Below are 16062 nucleotides of genomic sequence, written 5' to 3'. Positions count from 1 at the left end.
CCATGAAGAAGTTAACGATGGCCTCATTGGCTTTATGTGTTGCAGCACTCACCGCAGGTTGTTCTTCTAGTGATGATGAAGAAGAGTTAAAACTTCCTGAGATCAACAATCAATTCGACGCCACTGTTGTATGGCAAGAGGGGATTGGAGACGGGGTTGAGCACTACTTTTCGCGTTTATCTCCAGTAAGCTACCAGAGCACTGTTTTTGCAGCTGCCCGTGAAGGTATAGTGACAGCGTTTGATACTGAAACAGGTAAAGAAAAGTGGCGAGTTGATGTTCGTGAGAATAAGAACTTTTGGCCATGGGAAGACAATGACAGTGCGAAGCTGTCAGGTGGGATCACACAAGCTTATGGCAAACTATATGTTGGCTCTGAGCACGGACAGGTTTTTGCGCTGGACCGTGAAACCGGCGAAATAGTTTGGCGTAAGTCGGTACCAGGTGAAGCGCTGTCAGCGCCAGCTGCAGGCGATGGTCTTCTTTACGTTAACTTAGGTTCAGGCAAGCTGGTTGCGCTACACCCAGATACAGGTGAAGAGCGTTGGCACTATGAGCAAGAAGTCCCAGCGCTGACATTACGTGGTTTAAGCTCACCGACCAGCGCGAATGGTGGCGTATTGGTTGGCGAAGAAAGTGGTAAGTTAACAGCACTTATCGCTGAAAACGGTTTTACCGCATGGAGCTCAGATGTTGCAATTGCAAAAGGGGCTTCTGAGTTTGAGCGTTTGGTGGATGTTGATACTAAACCCGTTGTAAGCGGCGCATATGTGTATTCTATCGCCTATAATGGTAAACTAGTGGCCATTGATGTGCGCAGCGGTAATGTAGTGTGGGATCGTGAGTACAGTAGTTACCGAGATCTCACACTCGATCTTGACGTAATTTATTTGGTTGATAGCGATGGCGTACTGTACGCACTAGACAAAAACTCAGGTATTGAACGTTGGACACAACCAGCTCTGCGCGGTTGGTATCTAACCGCTCCAACGGTTGCTGGCAACTACGTAGTGGTTGGCGATCAGGAAGGTAACTTACACTGGCTGGATAAGAGTTCTGGTGAGTTGGTATCGCGTACCGAGTTTGATAGTTCAGGCTTTTTTGTCGAACCGATAGTGGTTGATGGCAAAGTATTTGTTTACACGCGTGATGGTGAACTTAGCGCAGTTCAAATTCCGCAGTAACTTTCTGAATTTTTAGATATTTTATGGGGCTTCGCTTTTGCGAAGCCTTTTGTTGTTTTTAAAAGAGGTAGTCTATGCTTCCTGTGATCGCTCTGGTTGGGCGACCTAATGTGGGTAAATCCACACTGTTTAATCGTTTAACACGTACTCGTGACGCGTTAGTTGCTGACTTTCCGGGTCTGACTCGCGACCGTAAATACGGCCAAGCAAACTATGAAGGCTACGAGTTTATTGTGGTAGACACGGGTGGTATCGATGGCTCTGAAGAAGGCATTGAAACTGAAATGGCCGAGCAGTCGCTGCTTGCAATTGAAGAAGCGGATATTGTGCTATTTTTGGTGGATGCGCGCGCAGGTATGACGGTTGCTGATCAAGCTATCGCGCAGCACCTTCGTAAACAACAGAAGAATTGCTTTGTTGTCGCTAATAAAACGGATGGCATTGATGCTGACTCGAACTGTGCTGAATTTTACCAGCTAGCGCTCGGTGACGTTCAACAGATCGCCGCCGCGCATGGTCGTGGTGTTACTCAATTATTAGAGTTGACGCTACAACCGGTTATCGCTGAGCTTACGGCTCAAGATGAAGAGCTTGAGCATGACGATGAAGATATCGCAGAGCTTTACCTTGAAGGTGAAGAAGCCGAAGACGGCAAAACGGGTTTTGAAGACAAGCCTGTTAAACTCGCGATTATCGGTCGTCCAAATGTAGGTAAGTCAACACTAACTAACCGTATCTTAGGTGAAGACCGCGTTATCGTTTACGATATGCCGGGTACGACGCGCGACTCAATTTACATTCCGATGACGCGCAATGATAAAGAGTACGTATTGATCGACACCGCCGGTGTACGTAAGCGTAAGAAAGTCAGCGATGTTGTAGAGAAATTCTCGGTTATCAAAACACTGCAAGCGATTGAAGATGCCAACGTGGTATTGCTCGTTGTAGACGCGCGCGAGGGGATCTCAGATCAAGACTTGAGTCTACTTGGTTTTGCACTAAATGCGGGTCGCTCGTTGGTTATTGCAGTAAACAAATGGGACGGTCTTGATGACTATGTCAAAGAGCGTATCAAAACTGAGCTAGACAGACGACTGGGTTTTGTTGATTTTGCTCGTCTGCACTTTATCAGCGCATTACATGGTACAGGTGTTGGTCACTTGTTTGAGTCGATTGACGAAGCTTATGAATCAGCGACTAAGCGAGTAAGCACGGCAATGTTACGTCGTATTATGGATATGGCTCAGGCGGATCACCAGCCACCACTAGTTCGTGGACGCCGTGTGAAGCTTAAGTACGCTCACGCAGGTGGTTATAACCCGCCGCGTATTGTTATCCACGGCAATATGGTGCATGAACTGCCAGATAGCTATAAGCGCTATTTGATGAACTACTATCGTAAAGCGCTTAACGTAATGGGTACGCCGATTAAGATTGAATTCCGCGAAGGGGATAACCCTTACGCTGGTCGTTCAAACAAAATGACGCTCTCACAAAAGCGTAAGCTTCGTGCATTTGCAAAAGAAAACCGCAATAAGTCGTAAGGCTTTTTGCGGGAATTGTAGCTCGACACTAGTAGCTCGACACCATCTGGTTAGTGCGTCGAGCTAAACATAAGCTTCATATCTATCCAACCAATTCCTGTTTCCACACCTGACTATATTTAACCCAGAACTCTTTTACTTTGTTTTACCTTGCTCAACATTTGTGCTTAAGTTATATATAACCTGAGCTTCGGATAATTAATGCCTTTCTAGCAGTTAGTTTCAGCGCTAACTTTGTTGGATTTACTTCCAATAGCCAGCTATTGGTGCGTAAATCCGCCTAGTTATCCCTAAAACTCTCTGGCTAGACAAGTATATGGTTTAGACAAGCTTGAAAAATAAAGAGTTAGCTCATTTCTTACCCAAAACTCAGGTTAAGTTACATTAGGTTTTATTGATAGTGAGGCTTAGGTGTTTGCTAAAGCGGTGATTTATGTAGAAAGTGTTGAGGAAGTGCTGGATTTTTACTATCAAGCATTTGGCTTGAGCACTTTTGATATGACCGATGAAGGGGATTATGGTGAGTTAGACACAGGTGAAGTGAAACTCGCCTTTGCCAGCCACCCGTTAGCTCAATCACAGTTTAGGCAAGACTATATTCGTTGCCATCCTAAACAGCCTGCACTTGGGTTTGAAATTACCATCAGCTGTGAAAATGTCCCTGAATGCTATGATAAAGCGGTCGCCGCTGGAGCCGAGCCATTAAGCTCACCAAACCAAAAGGGTAGAGTAACACAAGCTTATGTGAGGGCCATTGAAGGGACTTTAGTTGCTTTGGTGTCAAAGCCGGGTGAATAGCGGCACTCACACGGGGTGAGAGCCACTTTGATGCGGTGTGCTTTTATTCGATATCGACAAGTAGTCTAGCAAGACCAACGGGCTCGATTTCAACACAAACGTTGTCATCATTCCAGTTTAGACCAACGAGTGCATCATCTTCTTTTAGGTCGAGTACCCATTCGTCAAGAAAACTTTCAACATCAATACTCATCGGTGAAAACTCACTCCACTCGTCGCGACATTGAGCTTGCGCTTTTTCTTCACTATCCCACAGCAATAACACATCAGTCTCGTCAAACTGGTTTGAGTCAACCACAACCATACCGCCGTCATCAGAGCTAAGTGCCCAAACGCTTTCAGTATTTTTTACTTGCTCAATAAACTCACTGACTTCTGAGCCAATTTCTTCTTCATTCATCATAGGTGTTCTCAATTTCGTGGATCAGTTTGCTGGGCGATTGCTTGGCTTTGCCAACGGTCATGAAATGCCATCAGGTTGGTGTAATCGCTCAGGTCGACGAGCTCTCTAAATAGAACCCAATCAATAAGGCAGTATAAACTGATTTGGAGATAATCACAGTGTAAAAACTCTTCTGTCACACACTCTTCATTGAGATAGTGCAGGGTATGGCCAATTCGTTCCCGCTGTAGATTAAAAAACAGTTTATCTTGTTCAATATCAAAACCAGAGCGCTTGCTAAGTAACAGTTCCACCAAAGAATCATTACAGGCATTGATAAGGATCAGCCAATTTTCTTGATCCCAACTGGGAAATGGAAGTTGATGTTTTTCACGGAGATAGCGAACAATCAGGTTGGAATCACAAATAAGTTGTGCATCGTCTATTAAAAATGGGATCTTACGGGCAGGATTATGGCGAATAAGTTCGTCATGGCCTGCTTCAGAAAATATATCTATATGCTGGTAGCTCATTGGGAGCTGTTTAGCCGCGGCCCACATTCTAATTCGACGGGCGTATGGACTGGTGTTCGAACCGATAAGTTTCATGCCATCATTCCTTCAACTAAGTAACTTTCGCTCATTCTGTAAATGTAGCGAGTTGGTATTAAGGAATGATGGCGAAGTGATTAACTTTTCGCAAGCGAATTAATCGCTACGACTGGTTACCTCAAGCAAGTGAAAACCAAACTGCGTTTGCACTGGCCCTTGTACTTGATTGATTGGGGCTGAAAAAACCACTTTATCGAATTCAGGCACCATCATGCCTGGTCCGAACTCACCTAGCGCACCACCATCTTGGCCCGACGGGCAATTGGAGTACTGCTTTGCGATTTCTGCGAAATCTTCCCCTGCTGCAATGCGTTCTTTGAGCTCCATGCATTGCGCTTCACTATCTACTAGGATGTGTCTTGCACTAGCGATTGCCATAATTTCTCCGATGATTATTTATTATTCATACTTTATTCTAATCTAGGTACGTTAAAAAATCAGCTTATCTAGGCAAGAGTTTTTCAATTTCGCTAGTGAGTTCGTCAGACATAGGTTTAGTGCGGCTGTTAAAGCGCTTAATTGTTTTCCGATCAGCTGACACTAAGTATTTGTAAAAATTCCAATTTGGAGAGCTTGTTACTTCGTTTAAATGTTGGAAAATGGGGTTGGCATCCGAGCCTCGAACTTCCGATGTCGCAAACATATTGAAGGTTACACCGTAGTTGATAAAGCATACTTTTGCAGTTTCCTTTTCGTCGTCTTCTTCTTGGAAAAAGTCATCAGAGGGAAAACCAAGTACAACAAGGCCTTTATCTTGATATTTTTGATGTAGTTGCTCAAGCCCTTCAAACTGACCTGTAAATCCACAGTTACTGGCTGTATTTACGATGAGAAGCGGTTTGTCTTTAAATTCACATAGATTAAGTGAGTCATCAGAGCGCAGTTTTCGCAGCTCAACATTGGTAAAATCATCACAGCTGGATGTCTTTGCATACGCGTTACTCGAGATTAGGAAACCGAGCGCTAAGCTCAGAATCGAAAGACTTTTTATCATCAGTGCTTTCCTTTTATTTATGTTATCTCTTATGATACGAAAATATTCGTTACCTTGATCAGCTTTCATGAATATTAGACTCGCTAAACCGCATGACCTTTGCGCCATTGTTGCCATTTACAACGAAACGATACCGAGCCGCCAAGTCACTGCGGATACGGAGCCCGTAAGCGTAGCACAAAAGCAAAGTTGGTTCGCCGCACATACGCAAAATCGCCCAATTTATGTGGTAGAGCAGGCGGGTGAGGTGATTGCATGGATAAGCTTTAGCAGCTTTTATGGACGTCCTGCCTACGATGGTACGGCTGAGGTGAGTATCTATCTTGCAAAAGCGGCACAAGGCCAAGGGTTAGGTAGTAAACTCATGGATTTTGCAGAGCAGCAAGCGCCGACCCTGTTTATTACAACGTTACTTGGCTTTATTTTTTCTCATAATCTCCCCAGTATCCGCTTGTTTGAAAAACACGGTTATAAAAAGTGGGGAGAGCTGCCTAACATCGCGGTCATGGATGGTAATCACTATAGCTTGACGATTTTGGGCAAGTCTCTCGCATAGCATTATACGCCGTTGGTCTTTGCTGTTTGAATTTTTTCGCTGCGAGAATTAGACCGCGGCGTCAAACATATCAAAATAGTGCTATTTTTTAGCGTCTTGTGATTCTTCTACTAAACTGGATCTCAGAATTATCGGTAAAGGATCTGGTTATGGCGAATCGAGTGCTGATTATTGACAGCAGCAGTGTGCAAGCGATGCGAGTAAAGGTATTATTTGAGTTACTCGGTGGTGAGGTAGAGCATGTGCATTACCGGAGTCTAGAAGCAAATCTCGATTTTGATAAGTTTGATGTTGTTGTTATTGCTCATGGGGTGCCAGCCAGTAAGCTCCAAGCGTTATATCAACTGAGGAATCATGATAAGTTAGTGTTGCTGGCACCTAAACCCGATAATGCCGAGCACTTAAAATCTTTCAGTGAAATCAACCGCGCCTTGCCAAATGGCATTGTTATCTACCCCTTCTTTGCTAATAAAGATATTACTGGCTTACTTGAACGCCTACTGGAAATTGGTTCTACTAATACCTTAGTGCTGCCCAAAGTGTTGCTGGTTGACCATCATACGCCTCGCCTAGAGACCTTAGCTAACGGCCTACGCGGAGCACAGCTTGCGGTGACGACCGCGACGACGCTTGATGAAGCGATGCAAGTTGCCGAGCGACATCCTGTTGATCTCCTTATTTGTGACTTTAATCTAGAAAAAGACACAGGCTTAGATGTGTTTAATAAAGTTCGTCAAGTGCACCACAATTGCCGCTGCTTATTGATGACTTCTCGGGTTAATCAAGTGGATATGTTAGAAGCCGTGCGTCAAGGGGTAGAAGACATTCTGATTAAACCGTTTGATGAGAGCGATTTATTACAAAGCCTACATAAATTATGGCAAACAGAGCTCTTAAGACGTCATAACCAAGAGTTGGTTGAGCGCCTCCAAGATACGGTCGATGCCTTGATTGAACGCGACAGTCTGCTGCGCGTGATTTATAAACATACTCCGGATCCGATTATGCTGTTCAACCGTCAAGGCCATATTATTGAAGCAAATGACGCGTGTTGCGAATTGTTTGAGCTAACGGAAGAAGAGCTACAGCCACTCTCTATTTTTGAGCTATTTGATGAAATATCCGTGTCGCAATTACGCGATTTGATGAAGCATGTTGGTATGTTAAAGCACTTTAACTGTGAGCTGAGTCTGCCAAAAGCGGGTGAGCGCAGCATTCCTTTGATGGGAACGTTTAACGAAATCGATCATCACGGCGATATGGCATTTGCGGTCATTTTTAAAAATGTCTCAAAGCTTAAAGAGCAACAAGAAGTGCTAGAAGAAACCAAAGAGTTACTAGAGTTTGAAGTGCAAGCTCGAACGGCACAGTTACAAAAAGCCAAAGAAGCGGCGGAAGCGGCCAACCTATCTAAATCTGAATTTCTAGCCAATATGTCCCATGAATTGCGCACACCAATGCACTCTATATTAAGTTTTGCACGTTTCGGTTTAGATAAGCTAACGGCTCCTGAAGTACCGACGGACAAGCTCAAAAAGTATTTATCTCGTATCGAAACCAGTGGAGAACGTCTATTGGTACTGCTTAACAATCTACTTGATTTATCAAAGTTAGACGCAGGTCGTTTTCCATTTAATCCAAGCTTTCACAACCTCGTTAATGTGATCCAAAGCGGTATTGAAGATGTATCGGGGACTGCGCTTGAGAAAAAGATAAAGATCCGCTTTGAAAAGCCAGCTCAAGGCGTGATGACCTTTTGCGATCCGGAGCAAATGAATCAAGTGATCAGAAACCTATTGGGCAACGCGCTCAAGTTTAGCCCTGAAGGCAGTGAGGTGAGTGTACTGTTAAGCTGTAAAGATCAAGATATTCATATCAAGATTGCCGATCAAGGGGTTGGTATTCCGGATGACGAATTGGAACAGATTTTTGCCAAGTTTGTGCAAAGTAGTAAAACAGACAGTGGTGCCGGCGGCACGGGTTTAGGTCTTGCTATTTGTAAGGAATTTATTTTACTGCATAAAGGGCAGATTTACGCCGAGAATAATCCTGAGGGTGGTGCATGTATCAATGTGAGTCTGCCGTTAACAGAGCATCTTGAGAGTAATGCGGTGTAATGGTTGTAATTGGAAAGGCGTTGAGTAAGCGTCTATAAATAATATATAGAGCTTGTACTAATATAATCTGATTGGGAGCTGTTGAAGCACTGGTCTTAAGTTACCGTATTTTCCCCACAGTGCCTTTCCCATTGTGAACCGACGAAGGATATTCATTTATGGCTTTACGCAGAATCTTAGCAGTTGACGACGAACCATTTAATCTAGAAATCATTGAAGAGATTTTAGAAGACTTAGACTTTGAGTTAAAAACCGTTGAAAGCGGTCATGAATGTCTAGCTGTAGTCGAAGACTTTGACCCTCAAGTAATTTTACTTGATGTAAGCATGCCAAAAATGAGCGGTTATGAGGTATGTAAGGCAATTAAAGCCAATCCAAACACACAGCATATTATCGTTATGTTCGTGTCTGCAAGAGGCTCTGTTGAAGAGCGCATGGAAGGCTACTCAGTGGGTGCTGAAGATTATATTGTTAAGCCGTTTGGCCAAGGTGAGTTAAAAGCCAAGCTCACGCACTTGAATCAAATGCTACTAGAAAAAGATATTCTGGCTCAGCAAATTGAAGATGCAACCTCCACGGCATTTAGCGCCATGGCTAATAGCAGTGAAATGGGGCAAATCGTTACCTACATTGAGCAAATCGGTGAGATAGAAACAATCCCGCGACTGGCGGAAGCTTTATGTCAGTGTTTAAAGGGACTGGGACTTAATTGTAATGTTGAAGTTCGGCTTGAGGGACAAAAACATCACTTTGCAACTACGGGGATTTGCTCACCTATCGTCATTGAATTATTTGAAATCTTACACACCAAAGGGCGATTACATGAATTTACTAACCGCATATTGGTTAACTATCCATTTTTGAGTATTTTGATCCTCAATATGCCGGGAGACGATCCAGATAAACACGGAAGATTGCGGGATCATATTTGCTTTATTGCCAGCGTAACGGAGCAACAGTTAATTGCCATTTCCACTAAACGCAAGCTGGTACAGCAACACGAGGACCTGGAAGAAGCGATAAAAATGGTGCAAGGTAAGTTTAACAGCATGGTGTCGCTGCTTGATAAAAATCGTCAAGAAAATGAAAAAGTGTTCCGCTCATTACAAGAGTTATTTGAAGAGCGCATTCCGACAATGGGCCTAGACGAAGATCAGGAGATGTTTATCTATCAAAACGTCGATAAAGCGATTCAAAGCTCAGTCGCAAGGGAAGAAAGTGTGCGAGAGGTGAAAACCGCTTTCCATGATATTGAAGAAGACTTAAAACTACTCTCGCGACGCTCAGAATAAACCCTACTTCCAATACCGCCGTAGGTCGCGCTTTAGCGCGACTTCTTTAGCTTTTATAGCGCAGCTTTTTTATCGTGATTTTCTCAACTCATTTGACCGTAGGTCGCGCTTTAGCGCGACTTCTTTAGCTTTTATAGCGCAGCTTTTTTATCGTGATTCTCTCAACTCATTTGACCGTAGGTCGTGCTTTAGCGCGACAAATCAGCTAAGCGTCTCGTGGCAAGCCCTTTTCAATAATGCGGATCAGCCTTGCTTTTTTGCGTTCATGTTGGTCTGACTTTAGTCTTTGTTGTTCCAGCGCCCAGTCGATATGCTCGATAACAAGGGGAGTGGCACTTTGACGCTTATCTTCCAGTGCTATAACGATAGCTTCATCGTATTGTGCATTGCCAAGGCCAACGGCTAAGTTTCGTAGCCAACGTTCATGTCCAATCCGGCGAATGGGGCTGCCTTCGGTGTTTTTCAAAAATGTTGCTTCATCCCAAGCAAATAAGCTCAACAATTGCTGATCTTTAAGTTGAGTCCGCGGCAAAAAGTCGGCTTCTTCCGTTATTTGACCATAGCGATTCCATGGGCAGACTAACTGGCAATCATCACAACCGTATATCCGATTGCCCATTTTTGCTCTAAATTCCTCTGGAATTGCGCCTTGAAGCTCTATGGTGAGATAAGAAATACAGCGTCTCGCATCAACGACATAAGGTTCTACGATGGCGCCGGTAGGGCATAAAGTTAGGCAGGCGGTACAACGGCCACAACCTTCTTCTTGGTTTGGTTTATCAATGGGAAGAGGAATATCAACAAACAGCTCACCCAAGAAAAACCAAGATCCCGCCTGCTTATTAATCACTAGACTGTTTTTTCCACGCCAGCCAAGTCCTGCTTTTTCTGCAATTTGTCGCTCTAATACCGGGGCTGAGTCGACAAAAGGACGAAACCCTAATGTGCCGACTTCTTGCTCAATCTTTTGTCCGAGCTGCTTTAGCTTATTGCGCATTACCTTATGATAGTCTCGACCTAATGCATAACGAGAGATATAGGCTGTGGTTTTGTTACCAAGCGCTCTGGCAAAGCTGGCATCGGGTGGCAGATAGTTCATTTTCACCGAAATAATACGCTGAGTGCCAGGAACCAGTTCTGCGGGGCGGGCACGCTTCATTCCATGCGCCGCCATGTAAGCCATTTCACCATGATAGCCTGCGTCTAACCAGCGCTGAAGTTGCGCTTCATGCTCGCGTAAATCAATGTCGGTTATACCGACTTCTGCAAAGCCAAGTTCTTGGCCCCATTGCTTAATTTGTGCTGCAAGTTCACTATAATTGATATTATCGGTCGTCACGGGAAGAAATAATGGCTAATGAATACACGGACAATTTACCACAATTTGCTTATTCAGCCCAACAAGTGCAGCAATATGAAGCAAAAGCTGCAAAGTTATCAGGCACAGATCTAAGTACTTTAATGAAGCGAGCAGGGACTGCTGCATTTCGCTTTATTGAAAACAGCCAGCCAAAATCCAGCCATATCTTAGTTATCACAGGTAAAGGTAATAACGCGGGAGACGGTTTTGTCGTTGCTCAATTATGTCAGCAGGCCGGATTTTCCGTCACCGTATTCGCGTTATTTGCACCTGAAAGCTTAACGGGCGATGCGCAGCAGGCATTTTCTCAATATCAAGGCGCATTGGCTTTTTCGTTGAACGAGGTAGAGTTAAGCCAGTTTACGGTGGTGGTTGATGGTGTGTTCGGCACCGGTTTTAGAGGTGAGCTGCCTGACCATGTTTGCCTTTGTTTTGACAAAATAAATAAACTGCCAATTACTAGGTTGGCACTTGATGTACCGAGCGGTATAAATGCCACAACAGGAGAAGTTGCGGCCAGTGCATTTTTAGCTACCAAAACCATCACCTTTATCGCGTTAAAACAGGGCTTACTTAGCGGCTCAGCAAAGCGTTTTGTGGGAACGTTATTGTTAGCCGATTTGGATGTTGGTGAAGCATTCAAAACCCTAGTAACGCCAACATCTAATTATTTAAATCATGAAACCTTCATGGCAGCAAGGCCGCAGCGAGCACTAGATAGCTATAAAAATGCCCATGGTCATGTGTTACTTATTGGCGGAAATCGTGGCATGGCTGGGGCAATTCGATTGGCAGCAGAAGCCGCTCTGCGAGCAGGAGCTGGCCTTGTATCGGTCGCTACTCATCCCGATAATATTGCAAGTGTCTTGCAGGGGCGCTTTGAATTAATGGTGCACGGTGTCGAGAGTGCGAATGAGTTATCGCCACTGATGAAAAAAGCCAGTGTTATAGTGCTTGGTCCCGGGCTTGCTCAAGACGCTTGGGCAAAATCACTTTTTAATTGTGCGATGGCAACTGAATTGTCGATGGTTGTGGATGCTGATGGGCTCAATTGTTTAGCGCATGCACCGAGGCAAAAATCAAACTGGGTGTTAACGCCTCACCTAGGTGAAGCAAGGCGGTTATTGAGTCACTTAGAGACACCGCTAAATGAACATGACCGCTTCGCGGTGGCTAAAGAAATTAGCCATGAATATGGCGCTGTTACGGTACTAAAAGGGCCGGGCAGTTTGATATCTGAAGGTGAGCGAATAAATATTAATCGTTCAGGCTGTGCGGGAATGGCGAGTGCTGGGATGGGCGATGTTTTATCTGGTATCATAGGCGGTTTAATTGCCCAAGGGATGGAAGCATTTGCTGCAACAAACCTAGCCGTGTATATTCATGGTTTAGCTGCCGAGCAGGCCGCCCATGATGGCGAAAAAGGTATGTTGGCCGGGGATTTATTCGAACATATTCGAGGTATTTTAGGGTGACGACAGGTCATATGAAATTCGATTTGGCTGATGAGCCAGCAACAGTTGCCATGGGTAATAAAATTGCCAATGTTATTCGTCAAGGTGCGGTACTATTTTTACACGGTGATTTAGGCGCGGGTAAAACCACGCTCACTCGCGGGATCGTGCAAAGCCTTGGCCATTCAGGTAAGGTAAAAAGTCCAACTTATACCTTAGTTGAACCTTATGAACTGGATGATGTCTCAATATATCATTTTGATTTATATCGATTAGGTTCGCCTGAAGAGCTCGAATACATGGGGATCCGGGATTACTTTGCAAGTAATGCTATCTGTGTTGTTGAGTGGCCTGAAAAAGGTGAAGGCTTTATTCCAAACCCAGATATAGACGTCACAATGCAGTATGCTGGTGATGGCCGTCAAATTACACTTGAGGCCAAGTCTAGCCGCGGCGAGGCACTATTAAAACAATTACAAGATTATGCGTAATCAGCCGACTATTAGTTATATTTTCATTTTTATCTGCATGCTCTTAGCGAGCATGCATAGCTTTGCCCAAAACGCCATCGAAAGTGTGCGTGTTTGGCCCTCCCCAGAAAGCACTCGTATTGTTTTTGATATGAGCGATAAGCCGGATTACAGCTATTTTGTGCTGAAAAATCCACTGCGCTTGGTGATCGACCTTGAAAACACCAAGCAACAAAAAGACTTTCCGAGTGTTCCTGACGAACATCGAGTTGTAAACAAGGTGCGCCACAGCAAACCAAAAAACAGCAATTCTGCACGGATTGTTGTGGAGCTAAGTCGTAGCGCTACGCCAAAAATCTTTGCGTTAGCACCAACCGGTCCATATAAAAACCGACTAGTTGTTGATTTGTATGGTAAGCAGATGAGTGCTTATGACGATACAAAAACTGCCATACCACGAAAAACACTGGCGCAAGACAGAGATATTGTCATCGCCATCGATGCCGGTCATGGCGGTGAAGATCCAGGTTCTATTGGACCTTCAGGTACTTATGAGAAGCTCGTAACCATTCAAATTGCGAAGCGTTTAGCGCGCTTAGTAGATAGCCAGCCGGGGATGAACGCAAAGCTTATTCGTACTGGCGATTATTATCTCAAGTTGAATACGAGAACCGCAAGAGCGCGCGAAAGGAAAGCGGATTTCTTTGTATCTATTCACGCAGATGCCTTCACCAGCCCTCAACCACGCGGTGCGTCGGTCTGGGTGTTATCACTGCGCAGAGCAAATTCTGAAATAGGTAAGTGGCTAGAAGACAAAGAAAAACACTCACAGCTATTAGGTGGTGCAGCCGATTTAATTAAAGATACGGCCAACGAAAAATATTTAGCCAAGGCGCTACTTGATATGTCGATGGAACATTCGATGAAAACCGGGTTTCAGGTCGCAGAAGAAGTCGTCAAAGAGCTGAAAAAAGTAGCAAAAATGCACAAAAGCAGACCGCAAGCTGCAAACTTTGGGGTACTAAAATCACCAGATATACCTTCGATCCTGGTGGAAACAGGCTTTATTTCAAACCCTCAAGAAGAAAAACTATTAATGTCTCCGCATTACCAAGAGCGTTTAGCTCGGGCTATTTTTAGTTCGATAAAGGGCTATTATGAAAAAAATCCACCGGATAACTCGCTATTTGCGCGTATGCAATCCAACAAGCCGGTGACGCATAAAGTAAAAAGTGGAGAGTCATTGAGTGTGCTGGCTAGCCGTTATGGCATTACGGTCAGTGAATTGAAAAAAGCAAATAACCTGAAAAACAATACCTTGTTTATTGGGCAAGTCTTAACTATTCCAAAAGCGTAAATGATGACGATAGAAATACTTCCAGCTCGGTTGGCCAACCAAATCGCTGCCGGTGAGGTGGTGGAGCGACCAGCGTCCGTTGTGAAAGAGCTGGTGGAAAACAGTATTGATGCTGGTGCGACGCGCATTCAAATAGATATTGAGCGTGGAGGACACAAGCTTATTCGGATCCGTGATAACGGTATCGGTATTGTTAAAGACGAGCTGATGTTGGCACTGTCTCGCCACGCGACGAGTAAACTGAAAAGCTTGGATGATCTGGAGTGTATTGCTTCGCTTGGCTTTCGAGGTGAGGCGCTGGCATCCATCAGTTCAGTATCGCGACTGACTCTGAGCTCTAAACCTCAAGCGCAAGAAACTGCTTGGCAGGCTTTCGCCGAAGGGCGAGATATGGCTGTGCAGGTTCAACCTACCGCGCACCCAGACGGTACCACCATTGAAGTCAAAGATCTGTTTTTCAACACGCCAGCGCGCAGGAAATTTTTACGTACCGAAAAAACCGAGTTTAGCCATATCGATGAACTGGTTAAGCGCATTGCATTGAGTCGTTTTGATGTTGCCATCACGCTCACTCATAACCAAAAGGTGGTTCGCCAATATCGCCCTCGCACTATTGAAAAAGGTGTTGAGCGAGTTGCGCAAGTTGGTGGTAAAGCATTCTTACAGCAAGCAAGCTTTATCGACTCAGGTCATGAGGGACTAAGATTATTCGGTTGGGTGTTACCTGCGGGGGTGAACAACGGCACACAATATACCTACGTAAATGGTCGTATGATGCGAGATAAGCTCATCTTGCATGCGATTCGCCAAGCGTTTGATGAATCAATCGGGCATGAAGAGCTTCCCGGTTTTGTCATATATCTTGAGTTAGATCCGAGACAAGTTGACGTTAATGTCCATCCCGCGAAACACGAAGTTCGCTTCCATCAAGCGCGCTTGGTTCACGACTTTATCGTACAAGCAATAAAGCAGGTCGCGACGGAGCAAATTGATTTACCTTGTGCAAGCGAGACCGAGACTCAAGCACCTGATATCGCATCGCCATTATTTACGCCCCAAGAACAGGTAGATGAAACCTATCATCAAAGTTACCGTTCAACCTTACAGCCCGAAACGCAACCACAGGCCTATTCGGCTCCAAGTACCTTCGGTGAACGCACTGAGGCTTCAAGAGCAGCCTCAGGTGGCGGTCGAAGTAACTATGGCGGTGCAACAGGTGGTGGCAAAAAGCAGGTGAATGTAAACCAGCTCTATCAAGGACTATCACATCAACAGATGCAGCACTTCGATCAAATTGAAGAAGCTGAATTACCGTCAATTGAAGTAAGTAGCATCCCGATATCCGTCAGTAAATCTAGCTGGATGTTGTTGCCGCAAGGCAAAGTCATGCTTGAGCAAGACAATCAGTTGTTGTTTGGTGATTGTAGGCAAGGGCTGATGCCATATTGGCAAATGCAAATTGAGCAAGATGGCACATTGCAAGGCAAAGCGCTGCTGTTACCTGTGCGCATCAAGTTAGATAAAGCCGCACTGGAAGCATTGCAGCAGCGTGAAACTTGGTTGGCAATTTTAGGGTTTGCGATTGAAATTTTTGATGGCCATATTTTAGTTAAAAAGTTGCCAGTGTCGCTCTATAGCATAGATGTTGGTGAAATTTCTAAGCAGATGATGGAACCGAGCTCAGATGCTGAACTCCAAGATTGGTTACAGTGGCTAGAAGTCTCAACACCCAGTAGCTATTTCGATAGCCAGCATTTTGATTTAGTTAAAGAAAAATTACTTTCAAAAGCCTCATGTTTGGCTCGTATTCATAAAAGTGCGGTTACAATTGATGCCCAGAAGTTGGTCAGTTTTTTAAGTTCGCAGTAATTCGTGCCTAAGTAGGTATTAATTACCATGTACTATCAGCTATAATACGAGATTAGTGCAGTTTATTAGTAGGT

15 protein-coding genes are annotated in these 16062 nt (G+C 44.6%); 10 read left to right on the top strand and 5 right to left on the bottom strand.

The genetic code is table 11. The features are described from left to right. The first annotated feature begins 2 nt into the window (after positions 1-2). From bamB to EXT48_RS13805, 3 genes are all read left to right on the top strand, one after another. Positions 3-1184, top strand: a complete 1182-nt coding sequence (gene bamB, locus EXT48_RS13815) for an outer membrane protein assembly factor BamB (protein ID WP_069020892.1) — start codon at positions 3-5, stop codon at positions 1182-1184. A gap of 74 nt (positions 1185-1258) precedes the next feature. Continuing rightward, positions 1259-2728: a ribosome biogenesis GTPase Der gene (gene der, locus EXT48_RS13810; protein WP_039494393.1), complete on the top strand. Its 1470-nt coding sequence runs from the start codon at positions 1259-1261 to the stop codon at positions 2726-2728. Positions 2729-3139: 411 nt separating this feature from the next. After that, a complete protein-coding gene (locus tag EXT48_RS13805) occupies positions 3140-3526 on the top strand; it encodes a VOC family protein (RefSeq protein ID WP_130164787.1) in 387 nt (128 codons plus the stop codon). Between the two features lie 43 nt (positions 3527-3569). Here EXT48_RS13805 and EXT48_RS13800 read toward each other — a convergent pair whose 3' ends face one another. The 4 genes from EXT48_RS13800 to EXT48_RS13785 form a co-directional block, all read right to left on the bottom strand. After that, positions 3570-3926 (bottom strand): DUF2750 domain-containing protein, encoded by a 357-nt coding sequence (locus EXT48_RS13800; protein ID WP_010605663.1) that lies wholly within the window; start codon positions 3924-3926, stop codon positions 3570-3572. Between the two features lie 11 nt (positions 3927-3937). After that, on the bottom strand, positions 3938-4516 hold the full coding sequence (locus tag EXT48_RS13795; RefSeq protein ID WP_017217044.1) for a glutathione S-transferase family protein: 579 nt from the start codon (positions 4514-4516) through the stop codon (positions 3938-3940). A 99-nt stretch (positions 4517-4615) separates the two neighbouring features. Then, positions 4616-4897, bottom strand: coding sequence for a peptidylprolyl isomerase (locus EXT48_RS13790; protein ID WP_010377362.1), 282 nt, complete (start codon positions 4895-4897; stop codon positions 4616-4618). 64 nt (positions 4898-4961) lie between these two features. Further along, positions 4962-5513 carry a glutathione peroxidase gene (locus tag EXT48_RS13785; RefSeq protein ID WP_026000907.1) on the bottom strand — a complete coding sequence of 184 codons (552 nt, stop codon included), beginning with the start codon at positions 5511-5513 and terminating at the stop codon, positions 4962-4964. Between the two features lie 67 nt (positions 5514-5580). Here EXT48_RS13785 and EXT48_RS13780 point away from each other — a divergent pair, with 67 nt between their 5' ends. The 3 genes from EXT48_RS13780 to EXT48_RS13770 all read left to right on the top strand — a co-directional run bounded on the left by EXT48_RS13780 (position 5581) and on the right by EXT48_RS13770 (position 9478). Beyond that, the gene (locus EXT48_RS13780; protein WP_130164786.1) at positions 5581-6069 is read left to right on the top strand and encodes a GNAT family N-acetyltransferase; all 489 of its coding nucleotides are present in this window, start codon (positions 5581-5583) and stop codon (positions 6067-6069) included. A 149-nt stretch (positions 6070-6218) separates the two neighbouring features. Then, a complete protein-coding gene (locus tag EXT48_RS13775; protein WP_130164785.1) occupies positions 6219-8186 on the top strand; it encodes a hybrid sensor histidine kinase/response regulator in 1968 nt (655 codons plus the stop codon). A gap of 158 nt (positions 8187-8344) precedes the next feature. Beyond that, entirely contained in the window at positions 8345-9478 is a 1134-nt protein-coding gene (locus EXT48_RS13770; protein ID WP_045988582.1) for a PleD family two-component system response regulator, read from the top strand. Between the two features lie 205 nt (positions 9479-9683). Here the strand turns inward: EXT48_RS13770 and queG are convergent, their stop codons facing one another. Beyond that, positions 9684-10817 carry a tRNA epoxyqueuosine(34) reductase QueG gene (gene queG, locus EXT48_RS13765; RefSeq protein ID WP_130164784.1) on the bottom strand — a complete coding sequence of 378 codons (1134 nt, stop codon included), beginning with the start codon at positions 10815-10817 and terminating at the stop codon, positions 9684-9686. Positions 10818-10828: 11 nt separating this feature from the next. Between queG and EXT48_RS13760 the strand changes: the two genes are divergently transcribed. The 4 genes from EXT48_RS13760 to mutL are packed head-to-tail and all read left to right on the top strand — an operon-like array spanning position 10829 to position 15988. Beyond that, entirely contained in the window at positions 10829-12313 is a 1485-nt protein-coding gene (locus tag EXT48_RS13760; protein ID WP_130164783.1) for an NAD(P)H-hydrate dehydratase, read from the top strand. Then, positions 12310-12783, top strand: coding sequence for a tRNA (adenosine(37)-N6)-threonylcarbamoyltransferase complex ATPase subunit type 1 TsaE (gene tsaE, locus EXT48_RS13755; RefSeq protein ID WP_010605655.1), 474 nt, complete (start codon positions 12310-12312; stop codon positions 12781-12783). Before EXT48_RS13760 ends, tsaE begins: the two co-directional genes overlap by 4 nt. Further along, positions 12776-14119 (top strand): N-acetylmuramoyl-L-alanine amidase, encoded by a 1344-nt coding sequence (locus EXT48_RS13750; protein ID WP_130164782.1) that lies wholly within the window; start codon positions 12776-12778, stop codon positions 14117-14119. The genes tsaE and EXT48_RS13750 overlap by 8 nt, the downstream gene beginning before the upstream one ends. A 3-nt stretch (positions 14120-14122) precedes the next feature. Then, a complete protein-coding gene (gene mutL, locus EXT48_RS13745; protein ID WP_240703388.1) occupies positions 14123-15988 on the top strand; it encodes a DNA mismatch repair endonuclease MutL in 1866 nt (621 codons plus the stop codon). Positions 15989-16062 lie beyond the last annotated feature (74 nt).

This window comes from Pseudoalteromonas sp. CO348 (assembly GCF_004208845.1).
Taxonomy (GTDB): domain Bacteria; phylum Pseudomonadota; class Gammaproteobacteria; order Enterobacterales; family Alteromonadaceae; genus Pseudoalteromonas; species Pseudoalteromonas maricaloris.
This window is presented reverse-complemented; position numbering and strand designations above follow the sequence as displayed.